Source organism: Melioribacteraceae bacterium 4301-Me (assembly GCA_041538185.1).
In the GTDB taxonomy this organism is placed as follows: Bacteria; Bacteroidota; Ignavibacteria; order Ignavibacteriales; family Melioribacteraceae; genus Pyranulibacter; species Pyranulibacter aquaticus.
Window position 1 is genome coordinate 157,041 of sequence record JBGORM010000002.1, and the last position, 19,430, is coordinate 176,470.

14 protein-coding genes are annotated in these 19,430 nt (G+C 33.5%); 11 read left to right on the forward strand and 3 right to left on the reverse strand.

Features of this window, described 5'->3' with window-relative positions; genetic code table 11:
* The first annotated feature begins 6 nt into the window (after nucleotides 1-6).
* From ABRY23_04125 to ABRY23_04150, 6 genes are all read left to right on the forward strand, one after another.
* Nucleotides 7-981, forward strand: a complete 975-nt coding sequence (locus ABRY23_04125) for an aldolase/citrate lyase family protein (GenBank protein ID MFA3782232.1) — start codon at nucleotides 7-9, stop codon at nucleotides 979-981.
* A gap of 409 nt (nucleotides 982-1,390) precedes the next feature.
* Entirely contained in the window at nucleotides 1,391-2,209 is an 819-nt protein-coding gene (locus tag ABRY23_04130) for a fumarylacetoacetate hydrolase family protein (GenBank protein ID MFA3782233.1), read from the forward strand.
* A 111-nt stretch (nucleotides 2,210-2,320) separates the two neighbouring features.
* The gene (locus tag ABRY23_04135) at nucleotides 2,321-3,514 is read left to right on the forward strand and encodes a glycoside hydrolase family 27 protein (GenBank protein MFA3782234.1); all 1,194 of its coding nucleotides are present in this window, start codon (nucleotides 2,321-2,323) and stop codon (nucleotides 3,512-3,514) included.
* Nucleotides 3,515-3,631: 117 nt separating this feature from the next.
* The gene (locus tag ABRY23_04140; GenBank protein ID MFA3782235.1) at nucleotides 3,632-4,834 is read left to right on the forward strand and encodes a glycoside hydrolase family 27 protein; all 1,203 of its coding nucleotides are present in this window, start codon (nucleotides 3,632-3,634) and stop codon (nucleotides 4,832-4,834) included.
* 39 nt (nucleotides 4,835-4,873) lie between these two features.
* Nucleotides 4,874-6,187, forward strand: a complete 1,314-nt coding sequence (locus ABRY23_04145; protein ID MFA3782236.1) for an anaerobic sulfatase-maturation protein — start codon at nucleotides 4,874-4,876, stop codon at nucleotides 6,185-6,187.
* A 187-nt stretch (nucleotides 6,188-6,374) separates the two neighbouring features.
* Nucleotides 6,375-7,343, forward strand: coding sequence for a Gfo/Idh/MocA family protein (locus ABRY23_04150; GenBank protein MFA3782237.1), 969 nt, complete (start codon nucleotides 6,375-6,377; stop codon nucleotides 7,341-7,343).
* A 51-nt stretch (nucleotides 7,344-7,394) separates the two neighbouring features.
* Here the strand turns inward: ABRY23_04150 and ABRY23_04155 are convergent, their stop codons facing one another.
* Nucleotides 7,395-8,564, reverse strand: coding sequence for a hypothetical protein (locus tag ABRY23_04155; GenBank protein MFA3782238.1), 1,170 nt, complete (start codon nucleotides 8,562-8,564; stop codon nucleotides 7,395-7,397).
* 448 nt (nucleotides 8,565-9,012) lie between these two features.
* Between ABRY23_04155 and ABRY23_04160 the strand changes: the two genes are divergently transcribed.
* Nucleotides 9,013-10,650, forward strand: a complete 1,638-nt coding sequence (locus tag ABRY23_04160) for an alkaline phosphatase family protein (protein MFA3782239.1) — start codon at nucleotides 9,013-9,015, stop codon at nucleotides 10,648-10,650.
* Nucleotides 10,651-10,691: 41 nt separating this feature from the next.
* A complete protein-coding gene (locus ABRY23_04165; GenBank protein MFA3782240.1) occupies nucleotides 10,692-12,134 on the forward strand; it encodes an alpha/beta hydrolase family protein in 1,443 nt (480 codons plus the stop codon).
* A 204-nt stretch (nucleotides 12,135-12,338) separates the two neighbouring features.
* Here ABRY23_04165 and ABRY23_04170 read toward each other — a convergent pair whose 3' ends face one another.
* Both ABRY23_04170 and ABRY23_04175 read right to left on the reverse strand, forming a co-directional pair.
* A complete protein-coding gene (locus ABRY23_04170; GenBank protein ID MFA3782241.1) occupies nucleotides 12,339-12,554 on the reverse strand; it encodes a hypothetical protein in 216 nt (71 codons plus the stop codon).
* Between the two features lie 79 nt (nucleotides 12,555-12,633).
* Nucleotides 12,634-13,980, reverse strand: a complete 1,347-nt coding sequence (locus ABRY23_04175) for a phosphomannomutase (protein MFA3782242.1) — start codon at nucleotides 13,978-13,980, stop codon at nucleotides 12,634-12,636.
* 78 nt (nucleotides 13,981-14,058) lie between these two features.
* On the opposite strand from ABRY23_04175, the gene ABRY23_04180 reads away from it, so the two are divergent.
* The 3 genes from ABRY23_04180 to ABRY23_04190 all read left to right on the forward strand — a co-directional run bounded on the left by ABRY23_04180 (nucleotide 14,059) and on the right by ABRY23_04190 (nucleotide 19,377).
* Nucleotides 14,059-14,427, forward strand: coding sequence for a hypothetical protein (locus ABRY23_04180; protein MFA3782243.1), 369 nt, complete (start codon nucleotides 14,059-14,061; stop codon nucleotides 14,425-14,427).
* A gap of 429 nt (nucleotides 14,428-14,856) precedes the next feature.
* Nucleotides 14,857-16,998, forward strand: a complete 2,142-nt coding sequence (locus ABRY23_04185; protein MFA3782244.1) for a S46 family peptidase — start codon at nucleotides 14,857-14,859, stop codon at nucleotides 16,996-16,998.
* A 222-nt stretch (nucleotides 16,999-17,220) separates the two neighbouring features.
* Entirely contained in the window at nucleotides 17,221-19,377 is a 2,157-nt protein-coding gene (locus ABRY23_04190; GenBank protein ID MFA3782245.1) for a S46 family peptidase, read from the forward strand.
* Nucleotides 19,378-19,430: the final 53 nt, after the last annotated feature.

Genomic DNA, 19,430 nt, shown 5'->3' on the forward strand with positions numbered 1-19,430 from the left:
GGTGCCATGATTTCAAAAAGAGTTGTAAGAAGAGATCTGTTATTACTTTTGTTATTGATTCCTTTACTTATAATACAAGCCCAAGTAAGATATATTGACGAAAACTATAAGCCAAAGCGAATAAACAAATGCATCGAACTGCTTGAAGAAGGGCAACCTATTTATTATATAAATGCAACTGGTGGTTACGAAGAAGGTAAAAAACTAGCAAAGACTTGGGCAGATTATATTATGTACAATATGGAACACAGCCCGCTTGATTTTAAAGCACTTAGAGAATTTATGCGTGGACTTGTTGATGGTGGGCCAACTCCGAGTGGGCATAGAACTCCAACTGTAATTGTGAGCCTGCCTTTATTAGGCTTAAATGGTGATGTGGTTGAAGCTGGTGCGTGGATGTATGAGCAAGCATTAGCTCAAGGTGTCCATGGCGTTGAGCTTGCAAGAGTAAGAAACCCTGAGGCAATAGAAAAATTAATTCAAGCTATACGTTACCCAATACATAAACAAGGTGCTGATGTGTTAGGAGTAGGGTATAGAGGCTACGGCAGTCAAAAATTTGCGGCTTGGGTTTGGGGCGTTGACGATACAACTTACTTGAAAAAGGCTGATGTGTGGCCGTTGAATCCAAATGGCGAATTGATGGTTGGAGTTAAAATTGAAGATACAACTGCATTAAGAAATTGTGAACAGACTTTGAAAGTGCCCGGTATCTGTTTTGCCGAGCATGGTCCCCGAGATATGGGTTTAACTTATGGCTATCTTGAAGGCAGAGCCGATCCTCCTATTCCACCTGAAGTAGTTGCGGCTGGTGATAAGGTTTTATCCGAATGCAAAAAAAATGGACTCGCTTTTCTTGATAATGTATTGCCTGATAATGTGATTAAACAAATTCAAAAAGGTGTAAAAATTTGTGCGGGTGGAAAAAAAGAATCAGCTGATATTGGTAGAAATTTTACTAAAAGAAAAATGCCATGGTAAAATTAAATTGTATAATTAAAGTTAGTTCGTATTTATAGTAACCTATGACAAATTTAACTGGTAACGATATTTATGAAATTTTGAAATAAGCAAATAAGGTCAACCTATTTGTGTTTATCAAGAGTTACTAAGGGTTCTTCAATGAATAAGGTTTTTGTTCTTTAATATCTTTTATCTTTTAAAAGATGTAACCACCCAAGACCTTACTTTGTCTTTTAACCTTAGTAACATGCTTAAACTAAATTCGGTTAACCTTATTACCTTATTTGACAATATTTAAATTGCAGTAAAAATTTATGCTTTGTGTGATACTTAGTACAACTTTGTGATTCTTTATTTAACGTTGAAGATATTGGAGATTGTTTTTATGAAAGGGAAAATTTGTGTATTAATAATTTGGAATTTACTTATGAGTAACATTTTTTCTCAGCCGCAAAAATTCTGCCGCTTCATTTACAAAGATAAAATTTATTATGGATTAGTTGAAGGCGACAGCATTTTTGCTTTGAACACAGAACCATGGAATAATTTTCAAAAGAGTAATAATCCAATTCAAAAAGAAAAAGTAAAGTTATTAAATCCTACTAATCCACGAACAATTGTTGGATTAATTAAATCGTACAAACAAAGCTGGGAAGGCAAAAATCCACCTAAAACTGTTCGCTGGTTTATTAAACCACCAAATGCTGCTGGCATTCCGGGTAATGATATTGTTTTACCTTTATCATTAGACGAAGTTAAAGTTGAAGTGGAAATGATTATAATAATTGGGAAGAAAATAAAAAATGGAAATGAAATTGATGCAAAAGAAGCAATTTTTGGCTATACAGTAGGATGCGATGTTATGGGTAATCAATCATCTTTTCATAGAATTAACAATGAACCACAGGATGCTGATGAAAATGCTTTAGGACTTGGATTAAAAGCATGTGATGGCTTTGAACCATACGGTCCTTTCATTTATAAAAAAGTTGACTGGCAGAACAAAAAAACATTTTTACAAATCACGAATGGAGAAGGGAAGAACATAATAAATTACGAAGATAACACATCCAATTTATTGTATAGCCCAGAGAAAATTGTTAGCGATCTTTCAAAGGTTATGACGCTTTCCCCGGGTGACATTATCTCATCTGGCACTGGTAAATCATTTATTGCAAAAGTCGGCGATACTGTTAATTTGCAAATAGAAAATCTTGGAGGATTTTCTTTCAAGATTGAAAAGTGATTTTGGACGATAAATTTATGATAAAAATAAATTAAGTATGTTGATAACTTTTTTATAATATTTTTGTTAAGGCAAAAGCATGATCAAAAATACTACAGGAGTTTAAGCATTATGAAAAAACTATTAGTAGTTTTTTTCTTTTTATCGATGTACATTTTTGCCCAAAAATTCGAAGGGCTTGCAAAAACACCACCAATGGGATGGAATAGTTGGAATAAATTTGGCTGTAATGTGAGCGAGGACCTTATCCGCCAAATGGCAGATGCAATGGTTGCAAGTGGAATGAAAGATGCCGGCTATCAATACATTGTTATTGATGACTGTTGGCATGGTTACCGCGATAGCCTTGGATTCATACATCCAGACCCAAATCGATTTCCTTCCGGAATTAAAGCACTCGCCGATTACATCCATTCCAAAGGATTAAAATTTGGGATATATTCAGATGCTGGTTGGGAAACATGTCAAAGTAAACCTGGCAGCAGAGGCCATGAATACCAAGATGCCTTAACTTATGCAAAATGGGGTGTTGATTATTTGAAATATGATTGGTGTAATACAGGCAAGCTTAATGCTAAAGAAGCTTATATAACAATGCGAAATGCATTACAAGCTGCAGGAAGACCAATTGTGTTTAGTATATGCGAATGGGGTAAAAACAAACCATGGGAATGGGCAAAAGATGTCGGACATCTTTGGCGAACCACACCAGATATTATTGCTTGTTTTGATTGTGATTTAAAAGACGGCTCACTTGGTATATTACAAATTCTTGATAGGGAAGCAGGACTGCGTATTTACTCTGGACCAGATCACTGGAACGACCCCGATATGCTTGAAGTAGGAAACGGTATGTCAGTCAATGAAGACAGAGCTCATTTTTCAATGTGGTGTATGCTTGCTGCTCCATTAATTGCCGGAAACGATTTATCGAATATGACAGATGAGACAAAAGAAATTTTAACTAACAAAGAAGTTATAAGTGTAGACCAAGATTCACTTGGGATACAAGGATTTAGATATTCTGAAGAAGATGGACTTGAAATTTGGTTTAAGCCTTTAAAGGACGATAACTGGGCTGTTTGTTTTTTGAATCGTACTACTAATCCAATCGATATTAATTTTGCATGGCGTGAACATAGAATAGTGGATTCTGTTTTTAATAAAGTAGCTGATTTTAAGACTACGACATATAAGATAAGAGATTTATGGGTGAAGAAAGATATAGGTAGAACGAATAAAGATTTCACTGAAGTAGTTCCGGCACATGATGTAGTAATGTTGAGATTAAGTCCAATAAAATGAGAATTCACCACTTCGTGGCAAGATTAGTTTAGGACAAAGATGAAATATTCAGAAGCATTTCATGTTATAGCAAAACCAAATGGTTTAATGTTTTAAATAATATTAACTGAGGAAACTATGAAAAAATTTTTAACGGTATTTTTAATGGTAACTTGGACAATATTTGCACAAAAATTTGAAAAGCTTGCATTAACTCCTCCAATGGGATGGGAGGGTTGGAATAAATTTGGCTGCAATACAAATGAAGAACTTATTAAGAAAATGGCAGATGCAATGGTTGCAAGCGGAATGAAAGATGTGGGTTACCAATATATTATAATTGATGATTGCTGGGAAGGAGAGCGCGATAGCCTTGGATTCATACATCCAGACCCTAATCGTTTTCCATCTGGAATTAAGGCCATTGCCGATTATGTGCATTCCAAAGGATTAAAACTTGGAATTTATTCTGACGCTGGGTGGAAAACTTGCGAAGAGAGACCAGGCAGCCGCGGTTATGAATTTCAGGATGCAATAAAATATGCAGAATGGGGCGTGGACTTTCTTAAATATGATTGGTGCAATACAAAAGGATTGAATGCTGAAGAAGCCTACTTAACAATGCGGAATGCATTATACGCAGCTAAAAGACCAGTTGTCTTCAGTATATGTGAATGGGGTAAAAACAAACCATGGGAATGGGCAAAAGATGTCGGACACCTTTGGCGAACTGCTCCGGATATTACTCCTTGCTTTGATTGTATTGTTGACCATGGGTCATGGGAAGCATGGGGTATTATGCAAATAATCGATAGGGAAGTAGGACTGCGTATTTACTCTGGACCAGATCACTGGAACGACCCCGATATGCTTGAAGTAGGAAACGGTATGTCAGTCAATGAAGACAGAGCTCATTTTTCAATGTGGTGTATGCTTGCTGCTCCATTAATTGCCGGAAACGATTTATCGAATATGACAGATGAGACAAAAGAAATTTTAACTAACAAAGAAGTTATAAGTGTAGACCAAGATTCACTTGGGATACAAGGATTTAGATATTCTGAAGAAGATGGACTTGAAATTTGGTTTAAGCCTTTAAAGGACGATAACTGGGCTGTTTGTTTTTTGAATCGTACTACTAATCCAATCGATATTAATTTTGCATGGCGTGAACATAGAATAGTGGATTCTGTTTTTAATAAAGTAGCTGATTTTAAGACTACGACATATAAGATAAGAGATTTATGGGTGAAGAAAGATATAGGTAGAACGAATAAAGATTTCACTGAAGTAGTTCCGGCACATGATGTAGTAATGTTGAGATTAAGTCCAATAAAATGAGAATTCACCACTTCGTGGCAAGATTAGTTTAGGACAAAGATGAAATATTCAGAAGCATTTCATGTTATAGCAAAACCAAATGGTCCGATATGCAATTTGGACTGCAAATATTGTTTTTATTTAGAGAAAGAAAAACTTTATTTGGGCAATAAGAATTGGGCTATGACAGATAATGTGCTTGAATCTTTTATTAAGCAATATATTGAGACTCAAGCAGTACCTGAAATAAATTTCACGTGGCAAGGGGGCGAACCGACTTTACTTGGCTTGAATTTTTTCAAAAAGGTTGTTGAATTACAGAAGAAATATTCTAATGGCAAGAAAATTCTCAACTCACTACAGACAAACGGGGTAACACTCAATGACAATTGGTGCGAGTTTTTTGCAGAAAATAATTTTTTAATTGGAATATCAATTGATGGTCCTGAAGGAATGCATGATTATTACCGAGTTTATAAAGGAGGTCAACCAAGTTTTAGCAAAGTGATGACAGGCTTAAATTATCTAAAGAAACATAAAGTTGAATTCAATACTTTAACATGCGTAACCCGAAAAAATTCTTACTATCCCTTAGAAGTTTATACTTTCTTAAAAGAAATTGGTAGTAGATTTATTCAGTTTATTCCTATAGTGGAAAGAAAAGCAGTTTCACGCAGTGAAAAAGATTTAGAATTAATTTCTCCTGATTACAATGGAATTGCTGAGGTGACTGAATGGTCTGTTGAGCCGCTACAGTATGGAAAATTTTTAACTGCAATTTTTGATGAATGGGTGAAAAAAGATGTTGGGAAATATTTTGTGCAAATATTTGATGTTGCTCTCGAAAGTTGGTACGGCATGATGCAGTCTCTTTGTGTTTTTAGAGAAACATGCGGCACTGCATTAGCAATTGAACATAATGGTGATTTGTTTTCATGTGATCATTATGTTTATCCAGAAAACCAACTTGGAAATATTATAGAAACCAATTTAGCATCACTCGTTGATTCACCACAGCAAAAACAGTTTGGTATTGACAAAAGAGATACACTACCTAAATATTGTCTTGAGTGCGAAGTGAGGTTCGCCTGTAACGGAGAGTGCCCGAAACATAGATTTATTAAAACGCCAGAAGGAGAAAATGGGTTAAATTATTTATGTGTTGGCTATAAATTATTTTTTAATCACGCAGCTCCGTATATGAGATTTATGGCAAATGAGCTAAGAAATAAAAGACCGCCCGCAAATGTAATAGAATGGGCAATCGAAAAAGAAAAAGGATTTCCATCTTTCAATGTTGGAAGAAATGATGACTGTCCGTGCGGTAGCGGTAAGAAATACAAAAAATGCTGCGGAGAAGCTCTTACCAAATAATTTTTTGTCTTAAGTTAATTATCTAATTTTTGATAGCAAGAACTGTTCGAATTATTCAGCCTCAAAACGAATTCTGAAATAATTATATGTAAACAGACTAAAGTTTGTTCTACTTTTTTACAACTTAGAATTACAAGTTGTAATTTAGTCTAAGTTGTTGTTTCTAATTTTTTAAAACAGGCAAAAAATGGATTCAGTAAAATGGGGAATAATTGGCTGCGGTAATGTAACCGAAGTAAAAAGTGGTCCTGCTTTTCAGAAAGCAACTAACTCTGAATTAGTAGCAGTTATGCGTCGCAACGGTGAACTTGCTAAAGATTATGCGAAACGCCACAATGTTCCTAAATGGTACGACCATGCAGATAAATTAATTAATGATAATGATGTAAATGCAGTTTACATTGCAACTCCTCCATCAACTCATAAATATTATACTTTGAAAGTTGCTCAAGCAGGTAAGCCGGTATATGTCGAAAAGCCAATGGCAATGAATTATGCAGAATGTGAGGAAATGATTAATGCTTGTGAAAAAGCAGATGTTCCTTTATTTGTTGCTTACTATCGTCGTTCACTACCAAGATTTCTAAAAGTAAAATCAATAATTGAAGATAATCAATTAGGCAAGGTTCTTTTTGTTGATGTTAAATTATATAGACAGCCTACGTCGTTCGACAAAGACCCACAAAATTGGCGAGTAATACCTGAAATAGCAGGCTGCGGATATTTTTGTGACCTTGCCTCTCACACATTAGATTTATTGCAATATTATTTTGATAAGATTACAGTTGCTAAAGGGTTATTTAAAAATCAAAGTGGGCGTTATAAAGCTGAGGACTTTGTTAGTGCTGTGTTCGAATTTAAAAGTGGAGTGGAAGGAACTGGCAGTTGGTGTTTTAATGCACTTAAAAATGAAGATAAGGTAGAAATAATTGGAACAAGAGGAAAAATTACATTCTCTACATTTTCAAATGAACCAGTGGTTTTGATTACAGAAAATGGTACAAAAACTTTCATGATTCAACATCCTCCTCACATTCAGCAGCCTTTAATCCAAAATATTGTTGATGAACTTTTAGGAAATGGTAAATCTCCTAGTACAGGTGAAACAGCAGCAGCAACTAATTGGGTAATTGACAAAATATTAAACAGAATTTGACTTAGAAGAAATTAAATCTACCATCCTTTTCTGAATGCTTTGAAAAATAAATTATACTTTTCTAAAAAGGTTCGTTATTGGTAATTCCATTTTTTGATGCAGCTTGATTAATTCTATAATTAGAAAAATAATAACAGGTGTATACTCGACTGTAAGTACTTGCCAGTAGTCCTTCCAAATTCCATATAATTGATAATTCATAATTGTAACAGCTGTGAGACTGCTGAGAGATGCAAACAATACACCACTTACAGCCGGATAAATTGGCAGCAAAACAGCTAACCAAGTTATATACCATGGGTGTACAACGGGTGAAAATATTAAAAGCAGTAATACTGCATAGTAAATTTTTGCGTTGAAATTTAATTTTCCTAAGTAAATTGGCAAAACTGATAATAACAGTAAAAATCCACTAATTATTCTGCTAACTTGATTGTTATTTATAAAGTAGTTTATAATTTGAAATGCACTGCCATTGAAAGTCCAATTTTCAGCAAAAATAAACAGACCTTCAAAAGGATTAGCGGTAAACATGTATGGTAAGAATTGAACAAAAAGTACTGCACTCGGTATCAGAACAGCTTTTATTCTATCGTACCATTTCTTTTCATTTAAAAATAAAATGGGGATGAGCATTAAACCAACAGGCTTAATCGAAAGTGACAAGCCGAGAAAAATTAAGGCTATAATCTTTTTGTTTTTAGCATAAAAGAATATCGATAAAATTAAAAGCGGAAGACCAAAGCCATCAAGATGTGAATCAACAGCAAATTGAATTATAGGAAGTGGACATAAAGCATAAAATAGAACTAACTTATTTTTTAGTTCGAATGAGTTAATCAATTTTAATAAGACAATAATTGTAAACAGTTCACAGATAAAAAGAAGTAATTTATATCCCCATATACTTTCCCCGCTTACAGAATATGCAACTAAAAAAAACCATTGACTAAGAGGGAAGTAAACAGTTTTAAGATTCTTAAAATTTATTGATGCTGGTAATAATTCAGAATGAAGGTAGTTTAATTTGCTGTTGTCGGGTGTATATAAATATGGATTTATTCCGTGAGCTTGAACTTTCCCATCCCACATATATCTGTAAACATCGTCAGAACCAATGGGCATAGTACTTATAAAGCTGAGGCGTATTAGTAAGCCAACAATTATGGAAAAATAAAGGAGACTACGACTTATTTCGTACCTCAGAATTATAATGCTCATTAATAAATAAATTATTGAGGTAGAAATAAACACTATTAAATACGATTGGATTATTTTTAAGCAGGTCAAATTCAAATGCAAAAATGTAAAAGCAGCAATGTTAAGTAGCATTAATGCGATAAAAAATATTTTGCTTTTATGTTTCACTAACTTTTGAATTAAATTAAGTGTCCTAAAATAATTAATAATTTTTTTGTCCAACAAAAATATGTGAAGTGTTACATGGTAATTTTTTATTAAGATTAAGGTTAATGGAATGCAGCCATAGCTAAAGAAAGCTTTAGCCTGTCGGCCAAAATACAAACTCGATAAATATTTGATTTTTTCTACATAACTCAACAGAAAAACTTTTATAAGAGAATCTTAATAATTTCTTAACTGCTTTAACAAATTCATTTTTGTATTTTTGTGCAGCAGTTAATCATTGTTTAAAAAACAGAGATTTACCATGAAACAATTCTTTAAAATACTTACCAGTTTCTTACTTGCGTTTACAATTTTATCAGCGCAGCATAGCCCCAGACCCAAATTGGTAGTGGGCATTGTAATAGACCAAATGCGATATGACTATTTGAAGAGATTTGAACCGCTTTTTGGTGAAGACGGATTTAAGAGATTAGAACGTAATGGTTGTAATTTTACATTCGCACATTTTAATTACGTGCCTACGTACACTGCCCCAGGTCATGCATCAATTTATACTGGCACTACTCCATACTACCATGGAATAATTGCTAATGATTGGTATGACAAAACAACCAAAAAAATGATTAGTTCGGTGGAAAGTAAATCTTATTCAGTTGTTGGATCCAATGCTAAAAAAGCTGCTAGCCCAAATAAATTAATGGCAACTACAATTACAGACCAATTAAAAATTGTGACTAATAATAAAGCCCGCGTTTTTTCTGTATCCTTAAAGGACCGTGCGGCTGTTTTGTCGGGTGGACATTTAGCAGACGCCGCTTATTGGTATGATGATTCATCTGGAAATTTTGTTTCCTCTTCTTATTATATGAAGTCATTGCCACAGTGGGTAATTGATTTCAATAACAAAAAGCTGGCTGAAAAGTTTGTTGCAGAAAAATGGGAGCTTTCCTTTGCAAAGGAGAAATATTTAACTAATAATGATAAATCAAAAAAATTAAATGTATTTAATGAAGAAAACACAAATTTCCCGCATTCATTTGAAAATGTTCCATCAGAAAATAAGTATCAATTGTTGGAAATTACCCCTTTCGGGAATGAGTTGTTATTAAAGTTTGTGCAAGAGCTTATTCAAAATGAAAAAATTGGACAAAATAAATTTACCGACTTTTTAGCTGTTAGTTTTTCGTCGACAGATTATATCGGTCATAAATATGGACCTAATTCGTTAGAGGTAGAAGATACTTATGTAAAGTTAGATAGACAAATTGCAGAGCTTCTCAATACGTTTGATAAATATGTAGGTAAAGGAAATTACTTACTTTTTCTTACAGCTGATCATGGCGTAGCTGAATCAATTGATTTTCTTGAAGAAGAAAAATTACCTACGGGCTTTTTAAATACACGTTCCTTTATTGACTCTCTAAGTTTTTTTGTTGGAAATACATTCGGTAATAAAAACTTAATTGAGAATTATTCTAATAACCAGATTTTTCTCAATCACGAACTTATTAACAGGATGAAACTGAATAAGAATGAAGTAATTCATAATATCGCTGATTTTGTTAGGGAAAATTTCCCAGAGGTAATTAGAGTGTTTACATCAGATGTTTTAGAAAAAGAAATCCCATCAAGAAATAAAAATAATTTTGTTCTAAACGGGTTTAATCCAGTTCGGTCAGGAGATATAATTTTGGAACTCAGACCAGATTATTTTAGCGGCGATAAAAATAAATTTGGCAATGCTGCAACACATGGCACAAGCTATAATTACGATACACATGTGCCGCTTATTTTTTTTGGTTGGAATGTTCCTTCAATGACAGTTAGTAAACAAGTCTTCGTTGTTGATATTGCTCCTACAATTTCAAATTTATTGGGTATTGATGAACCTGACGCCTGCTATGGAATCCCTTTAATTGAATTAACTTATACTAAATAAAACTGAAAATTATATATAATTATTAGTAGGTGATATCAAAAATGAAATCAATAATTAAATGCTTATGTGTTAATACTTTTTTGAGTTCAATTCTTCTATTTGCTTCTGTAATGTTGTATGCACAAGAACAAAACAAGTATATCAGTTACTGGCAGGGTATAATTAAAAATGGAGGTCAGGAGCTTACTATTAACTTAAAGGTATTCAAGGAGAAAGAAGGAAAACTTAATGCTGTAATGGAAAGTGTTGAACAGGGGACAGGTGATTTACCGACTTCTGATTTTTATTTGGGAACTGACAGCCTGAGATTCAAAGTCCCGCTTGTCAATGGAATTTATTCCGGCAAAATAGTTTCTGACAGCAACATTATAAGAGGATTTTGGAAGCAAGGTCCTTTTACTGTAGAATTAAACTTTAAAAAAGTGGATGAAATAGAAAAACCGAAAAGGCCGCAACTTCCACAAAAACCTTACCCGTATAACGAGGAGGAGGTTAGTTTTCAAAATAAGCAAGCTAATATAACACTTGCCGGAAGTTTTACTTTTCCTAAATCAGGTTCATCTTTCCCAGCTGTTGTTTTAATTAGCGGGTCTGGGCCTCAAGACAGAGATGAGACTATTTTTAATCATAAACCTTTTTTAGTTATAGCAGATTATCTTACTCGCAATGGAATTGCAGTATTAAGGTTTGATGACCGTGGTGTTGGTAAATCACAAGGAAATTATTCTGCTGCAACCACTGCAGAGCTTGCTCAAGATGCTCTTTCAGCTGTTGAATATTTGAAGTCAAGAAAAGAAGTTAACCCCAAAAAAATAGGTTTAATTGGACATAGCGAAGGTGGACTAATTGCATCAATGATCGCATCAAGTTCTAACGATATTTCATTTATTGTTTTGCTTGCAAGTCCAGGTTTGCCTGGTAAGGATATTTTATTGATGCAGCAAAAATTAATAGCTCAAGCTCAAGGTGTAGATGAAAAGACAATTGAAGAGAATTTTAGGATCAATGAAAAAATGTATGACATTGTTCTGAGCGAACCAGATTCAGATAAGGCCGTTGAAAAGCTAAATAAAGTATTGAATGATTACGTAAATACATTGCCATCCGAAAAGAAAGGAATGGTTCAGTTTTCTGAAGAAGGCAGAAAACAAATGATTAAAGTAATTATGAGTCCATGGTTCAGATTTTTCCTAAAGTACGATCCGAGACCAGCTCTCGAGTCTATTTTTGTTCCTGTACTAGCATTAAATGGCAGCAAAGATTTACAAGTCTCTGCTAAGGCAAACCTAACTGAAATTGAAAAGGCTTTGACTTCAGGTGGCAACAAACATTTTGAGGTGAAAGAATTACCTGGACTTAATCATTTATTTCAGAATTGCGACACAGGGAGTCCCACTGAATACGCTAAAATAGAGGAAACATTTTCCCCGGCTGCTCTTAAAATTATTGGCGATTGGATTCTGAAAGTCACAAATAATAAATAACTTAATTTAACTTAATTGAAAAAAGAAGTTGCTTTTTAGCAAGCTTAATTATCAAACTTGCTGATTAAGATAAAGTAATTGTGCAATAGTTATCTTCAGTAAATCCAATAAATGTGAGGTTAAAAATTATTCTATAACAATAATTAAGAAATTGCGAATAAGCTTGTAATATCTTTTAGTTGCAATAGATTTTTGTTATATAATTTATTCATTTGGATTGTAAGTAAGCTCTATTTTTACGTGAAAATCTGCGCCGCTGAAAAGTGTGTATTTAACCTCACTAATTGAGCATTTATAATCTTCGCCCACAAGTTCACTTACAACTTTAGCAATTGAATTTTCGAGTGTGCTGATACTAATTGATTTCAATTTATTCTGAAGCAGTTTTTCGACGTCAATTGCTTTTTCTTGGTTAGCCATGTTTATCTCCTTATTTTTTTTGTCATTTAGACGCAATAGTAAATAATAGGTTTTAGATTCTATAATCTTAACAAAGAATTCAACTTCTAATTAGATTTAACAGTTCTTCAGTTTTTGTTTTCATTAGTGTCTCATCATTTTTTGATTCTACATTTAATCTAATTAGAGGTTCGGTGTTACTTAACCTTACATTAAAACGCCAAGTTGGATATTCAACACTAACGCCATCAATCTCATCAATTTTGCCATCAGAGTATCTATTTTTTATCTCTTCCAATTTTTTTGTTGGATTACTGATTGTTGAATTAATTTCTCCTGAACAAGGATAAGCTTTAATCATTTCGCCGACAAGTTTAGAGAGTGTCGTGTTTTCGTCAGAAATTAGTTGTAGGGTTAAAACAAAAGGTATTAACCCGCTGTCTGAATATGAATTATCTCTAAAGTAATGATGAGCAGACATTTCACCCCCGTATATAGCATTAACTTCTCTCATTTTTTGTTTTATAAAAGCATGTCCACTTTTGGAAAGAACAGGTATTCCGCCCGATTTTTTAACAACGTCAATAGTATTCCAAATCAATCTGGGGTCGTGAACAATTTTTTCCCCAGGATATTTTTTTAATATTGATTTGGCAAGTAAACCGACGATGTAATAACCCTCAACAAAATTCCCGTTCTCGTCAAAAAAGAAACATCTGTCATAATCGCCATCCCATGCAACCCCTAAATCGGCATTATATTCTTTTATTGCGTCAATGGTTGACTGTCTGTTTTCAGGTAAAAGCGGATTTGGAACCCCGTTCGGGAAGTCCGGGTCTGGGTTATGATGTATCTTAATCATTTTTATTGGGAGAAACTTTTCTAATGCATCTAATGCTAGTCCTACGCAACCATTGCCGGCGTTAACAACTACTTTTAGCGGTTTGATTTTTTCTGGATGGTAAAATTTTTGGAGATTATTTATAAATTCACTCATTATATTTTTTTGAGTAATACTTCCTTTTCTTGTTGTATGCTTACTCAGTTCATTTTTTAAAATCATTTTTTCTATTTCGTTTAAGCCCGAGTCATATCCCATTGGTACAGAATTTCTTTTTACAAATTTTAAACCGTTGTACTCTGGTGGATTATGACTTGCGGTAATCATTATTCCGCCATCTGTATCAAAGTAAGGAACTGCAAAGTAAATCATTTCAGTGCCGCATAAACCCAAGTTTATAACATTAGTCCCATTCTCAGTTAATCCTTCTACAAGAGCATTTACTAAAGCTGGTGATGATTTTCGTACGTCATGTCCAACTACTACATTTTTTGCGTCGAGAAGTTTTGAGTATGCTTTACCAATTTTATATGCTAAATCGTTGTTTAATTCGTTAGGGTATTTGCCTCTTATATCGTATGCTTTAAAAGAAGTTATTCTATCCATTTATTTCTCCATTATTCAGAAAAGACAAACGTAAAATAATAATTTTATGAGCAAAATTATTTAACGAAGGATAGATTTTTGCATCGTTTTACTTATTTATTAGATTTATTTTTGCTTGTTAAAAAAGGGAGGTTTATTATCGAAACTAAGTCTACATTGTTGTTTAGATTTTCAATTTGCAGAAACTCAAAATGTAAAAATGTTTTTGTTTATGATGGTAATTTTGAGTTAGCAGAAGATGAACTTCTATGCCCAACCTGTCGTAAAAAAATTCAAACACATCATTTAGTACAATGCTCAAATTGTAATTCAATCGTAAATTTTATTGAGATTAATTATAATGAAGAGCCGGTAATTTTTTATGTAGAAAAATGCTCTCAATGTATTGGTACAAAAGAAGATGAAAACAAAATTACAATACCGCTTTATCCCGATGCTTTTATTTAAGATCAACCATATTATTAATTATTTACTATTCACATATCTGTCCAATATATTTTTATTTCGTCCCAAAAGGGACTTAATCTATTTCTTTGTTCTTTATCCTATAAATATTTTGTCCTGAGGGGACAATAAAGCTTTGATTATCCTTAAACCAATCTAATCCCTTTAGGGATTATATAGTTATAGAATAAATAAATATCAAACTGAAGTTAAAAGTCCCGTAGGGACGAGATAGGGATTGATTTACAAGACAAGTAGAATAGTCCAAAATCATGAAGTTTTCTAAATTTATTTGGTAATTTATCCCTTCGGGATTTGATTTCAAAATTATTTTGGACAGCAGTGACTATTCATAAAAAATTAGTAAGAAATTGGAATATAATTTCAATTGATGGTAATTTTATGTTATTCTATAAACAATTAGGGTGAGTTATGAAAATTAAGAGCAAATTCTTGTTTATTCTGTTTACAGCTGTGGTTTTTTGCATCTCGTTAAATGCACAAAGTTTGCAGAAAATTGACTATGATACAGTTAAGGCTCAAAGGTTTGACACGGGTAAAATGTGGTCGTTTGATTATCCTCCTGTCGACTATTTTAAAGAAGCTTATGGATTTGATGCCGATGAACAATGGTTTAACGACGTACGACTTTCCGCATTAAGAGTTGTTGGGTGCACTGCTTCTTTTGTCTCAGGTGATGGTTTAATTATGACCAACTGGCACTGCATTGTTGAAACTAATGTTTATAAAAGAGTTGAAAAAGAAGGCGAGGATTTGGAAACCACAGGATTTTTGGCAAAGAGCCTTGAAGAGGAAAGAAAAATACCAGGCTATTACGCTGACCAGCTGGTTTTAATTAAAGATGTAACCGACACAGTCCTAGCAGCAGGGAATATTGGCACTACTGAAGAAGAAAAGACTAAAAATAAAAATGAGAAGATTAGCCAACTTGAAGAACAATACAACAAAGAAACCGGGTTAAATTGCAAAGTTGTTTCTTTGTTTAATGGTGCTAAATATTCTATTTACGGATACAAAAGATATAATGATGTTCGTTTGGTCTTTTTCCCTGAAAAAGCAATAGGCTATTTCGGTGGAGATTTTGATAATTTCACCTACCCACGTTACAATTTGGATTGCGGTTTAATGCGTGTTTATGGAGATGATGGTAAACCTTTGAAAACCGATCACTTTTTCAAGTTTTCAACTAAAGGAATTAAAGAAGGCGAACCGATTTTTACAGTGGGTAATCCAGGATTTACTCAAAGATTAGCTTCGGTCGCTCAACTTGAATATGCAAGAGATATTACCTACAGAAATCTTTCATATTTGTTTGATACTTATTATGATGACCTTGAAGCTCTGAAGTCAGTTGACCCTGCAAATGCAGCTAAGTATGAAAACATTAGGTTTTCAATAGGCAACGCACAAAAAGTTTTTCATAATACATATAGAGGATTGATTGATCCGTACTTAATGGCTCGTAAAAGAGCATTTGAAAAAATTCTTCAAGAAAAGGTATTTAACGATCCTGAACTTAACAAGCAGTATGGTCATGTTTGGAAAGCGATTGAAAATACAAGAGCTGAATTGAGAAAAATCGGTCCTAAAATAGCAGTATTCAATATCAATAGAAGGTTCGCTCCGGAGTATTTCTTTATTGCACAAAGTCTTTATAACCTTGCTAAAGAACTTCAGAAACCCGAAAATGAAAGGTCGCCAGAATATAAAGGTGAAAAACTTGATTCGGTAATTAATTCTATTTTTCCGTCAAATTTTAACAAGCTATTAGAAGATACCAAGCTGAAAGTTCAAGCTGGTTATATTGAAATGAATCTTGGTAATGATGATCCTCTTGTTAAAAAAATGTTTGGCGGGCTGTCTGGCGATGCTGCAGTTAAATATATTCTCTCGCATTCTAAAATAACAAGCAGTGACGATGTTGTTAAATTGGCGAAAGATGGTGCGGAGGCAATATTAAATTCTGATGACCCCTTTATTGAATTTGTAAAAGCATCAGATGAACAATTACCAAAACTTCAATCAGAAGCTAAAGAAATTTCAAGTACTGAAGCTGTTTACAACGACATGCTTGGTCAAATTGTTTTTAAGGTTTATGGCACTTCTATTCCTCCTGATGCTAACTTTACATTAAGAATCAGCGATGGCGTGCTAAAAAGCTTTGATTACAACGGAACTAAGGCACCTACGCATACAACATTTTATGGTTTGTACAACAGATACTATTCGTTTGATAAACAATATCCATGGTCGTTACCCGATAAGTGGTTGAACATTCCACCTGATTTTGATCTTAGTACACCACTTAATTTTATTTCAACTAACGACATTGTAGGTGGTAATTCAGGTAGTGCAATTATTAATAAAAATAAAGAAGTAGTCGGACTTGCTTTTGACGGTAATATTGACAGCATTATAGGAAATTTTATTTACAATCCTATTAATAATAGATGTGTTGCCGTGGATGTTCGTTCAATACTTGCTGCATTTGATAAAATATATAAAGCTAAACGGCTTTATCTTGAACTGCTGAACGGTAAAATGATAGAGTAATTGCTATGCAATGATTTGATTGTTAGTCGGAATTTCTAAAATGTAAGTCGGGACGCTGTCCCGACTGCATATTCACGTCAAAAATTCATATCTAACGAATCCTCATGAACATCTTTTGTTTCTCGAGACTTTTATTGTTAACAGAAAGAAGTTCACTATATTAGTATTGTTGCAATCAAGATGTTGTTATTTTTGAATTTATCCATACAAACTGGAGACGAAATGAAAAGAAAAATTTTGCTCAAGCATTTTCTTTCAGCAATTGCAGCATTTCTTTTTTTATTTAACACGTTATCACAATCCCAAAGTATTTATGAACCAATTGATGTAACAAGGGTTAAATCAACTACTGACCAAATTGGGAGAATGTGGACATTCGATGATGTGCCAGTTGATTTATTCGAAAAAGAATATGGGTTTAAGCCTACACAGGAATGGCTCGATGACGTGCGCATGTCGGCTTTACAATTCAGTAGTTTTTGTTCTGCAGCTTTTGTATCTGCAGATGGTTTGATAATGACAAATCATCATTGTGGGAGAGGATATCTTCCGGATATTTCGCCTAAAGGAAAAGATTACTTATGGGATGGCTTTTATGCAGAAAAATTGGAAGATGAGATTAAAATTCCTGGACTTTATGTTGATCAGCTTGTTCTTATCGAAGATGTTACAAAAGAAATATTGGATGCAATGGACATTGGAAATACTGATAGTGAGAAAATTGAAAACAGAAATAAAAAAATACGTGAGTTGACAGAAAAATATAATAATGAAACTGGATTAACTTGCAGCATTGTTCAGTTATATCACGGTGGAAAATATTCTTTATACGGTTACAAAAGATATAATGATATACGACTTGTAATGGCACCGGATTTTCAAATAGCTTCAACAGGCTGGGATTGGGACAATTTTACCTATCCAAGATATGAATTAGACTTTATGTTTTTCCGTGCTTATGATGAAAGTGGGAAACCTGTTAAAACAGACCATTACTTTAAATGGAGTAAAGACGGTGCTGAAGAAGGGGAACCTATTTTTGTAATTGGAAGACCCGGAAGTACTCAAAGAATTAACTCGGTTGCCGAATTAGAATTTTTTAAAGATAAGACATATAAATACTCTCTTTTACTTTTTAATGAACTTTATAAAGTTTATTATGAAATGTTTACAATGCATCCTGAAAGACATTCAGAGTTACTTAATAGGGTAATGAGTATAGGAAACGCACGCAAATCCTTTGCTGGCAGGTATAAAGCTTTGTGTGATGAATATATAATGGCAAAGAAAAAAGATTTTGAAATGAATCTCAAACAAAAGGTCGATTCTAACCCTGAAGTAAAATCGAAGTACGGATTTCTATGGGATGCAATAAAAAACAACATTGATGAGTATAGAAAGTATATTGATGAGGCTACTGCTTTTCGAATAAATAGATTTAGTGCGCCAGAATATCTTGTTATAGCACTATCTGTTGTTAAATATGCAGAACAAATGAAACTTCCGGAAGATCAAAGAGAGGAAGATTATAAATCAGAAAAATTAAAAGATACTTTCCAAAAAATTTATCCCTCATATATAGATGAAGAACTTCAAGCAAAGTTAATTAGAGCGCATATAAATTACCTTGTAGGTATTCTTGGTGAAGATAACTCAATTATAAAAAATTACACTGGCGGTGAAACTAATGATAAAGCTGTGTGGGATATAATTGCTAAATCGAAACTAACAACAAAAGAAAAATTTGATGAATTCATAAAAATGAAACCAGAGGATATCCTTAATTCTGATGATCCTTTTATTTACTTTGTGACTCATACAGCAAATAGAGTAAAGGAACTGAACGAAAAAATTCGAGAGATAAACAATACGCTGGAGGTGTTAAATCAACTTTTAGGTGAGCTTACCTTTAAAATATACGGCGGTCAAATTCCACCCGATGCAACAAGCACATTGAGAATTTCTGATGGAAAAATAGAAGGATATGAATACAACGGAACAATAGCTCCAGGCAAAACTACATTTTACGGCTTATGGGATCGTTGGTATTCGTTTGGGAAAAAAAGTTATCCTTGGGGACTTCATCCTCGCTGGCAAAAGATACCTGAAGGATTTGATTTATCAACGGCGGTGGGATTTGCCTCAACAAACGATATCGTTGGGGGTAATTCAGGCAGTTCTGCAATTAACAGGAACAAAGAAATTATTGGGCTAATTCACGACGGCAACCTTGAAAGTCTTGCTGGTGATTTTATTTTTCTTAAAGAAAACAACAGAGCTGTTGGTACCGATTCAAAAGGGCTGCTTCAAGCATTAAAATATATTTATAAGACAGAACGCTTAATTAAAGAGTTAGAAAATGGAAAGATTATAGAATAATAAATCTTAAGATTTAAAACTGCAGCAACAAGTTGATACCTGAAAGGTCAGTA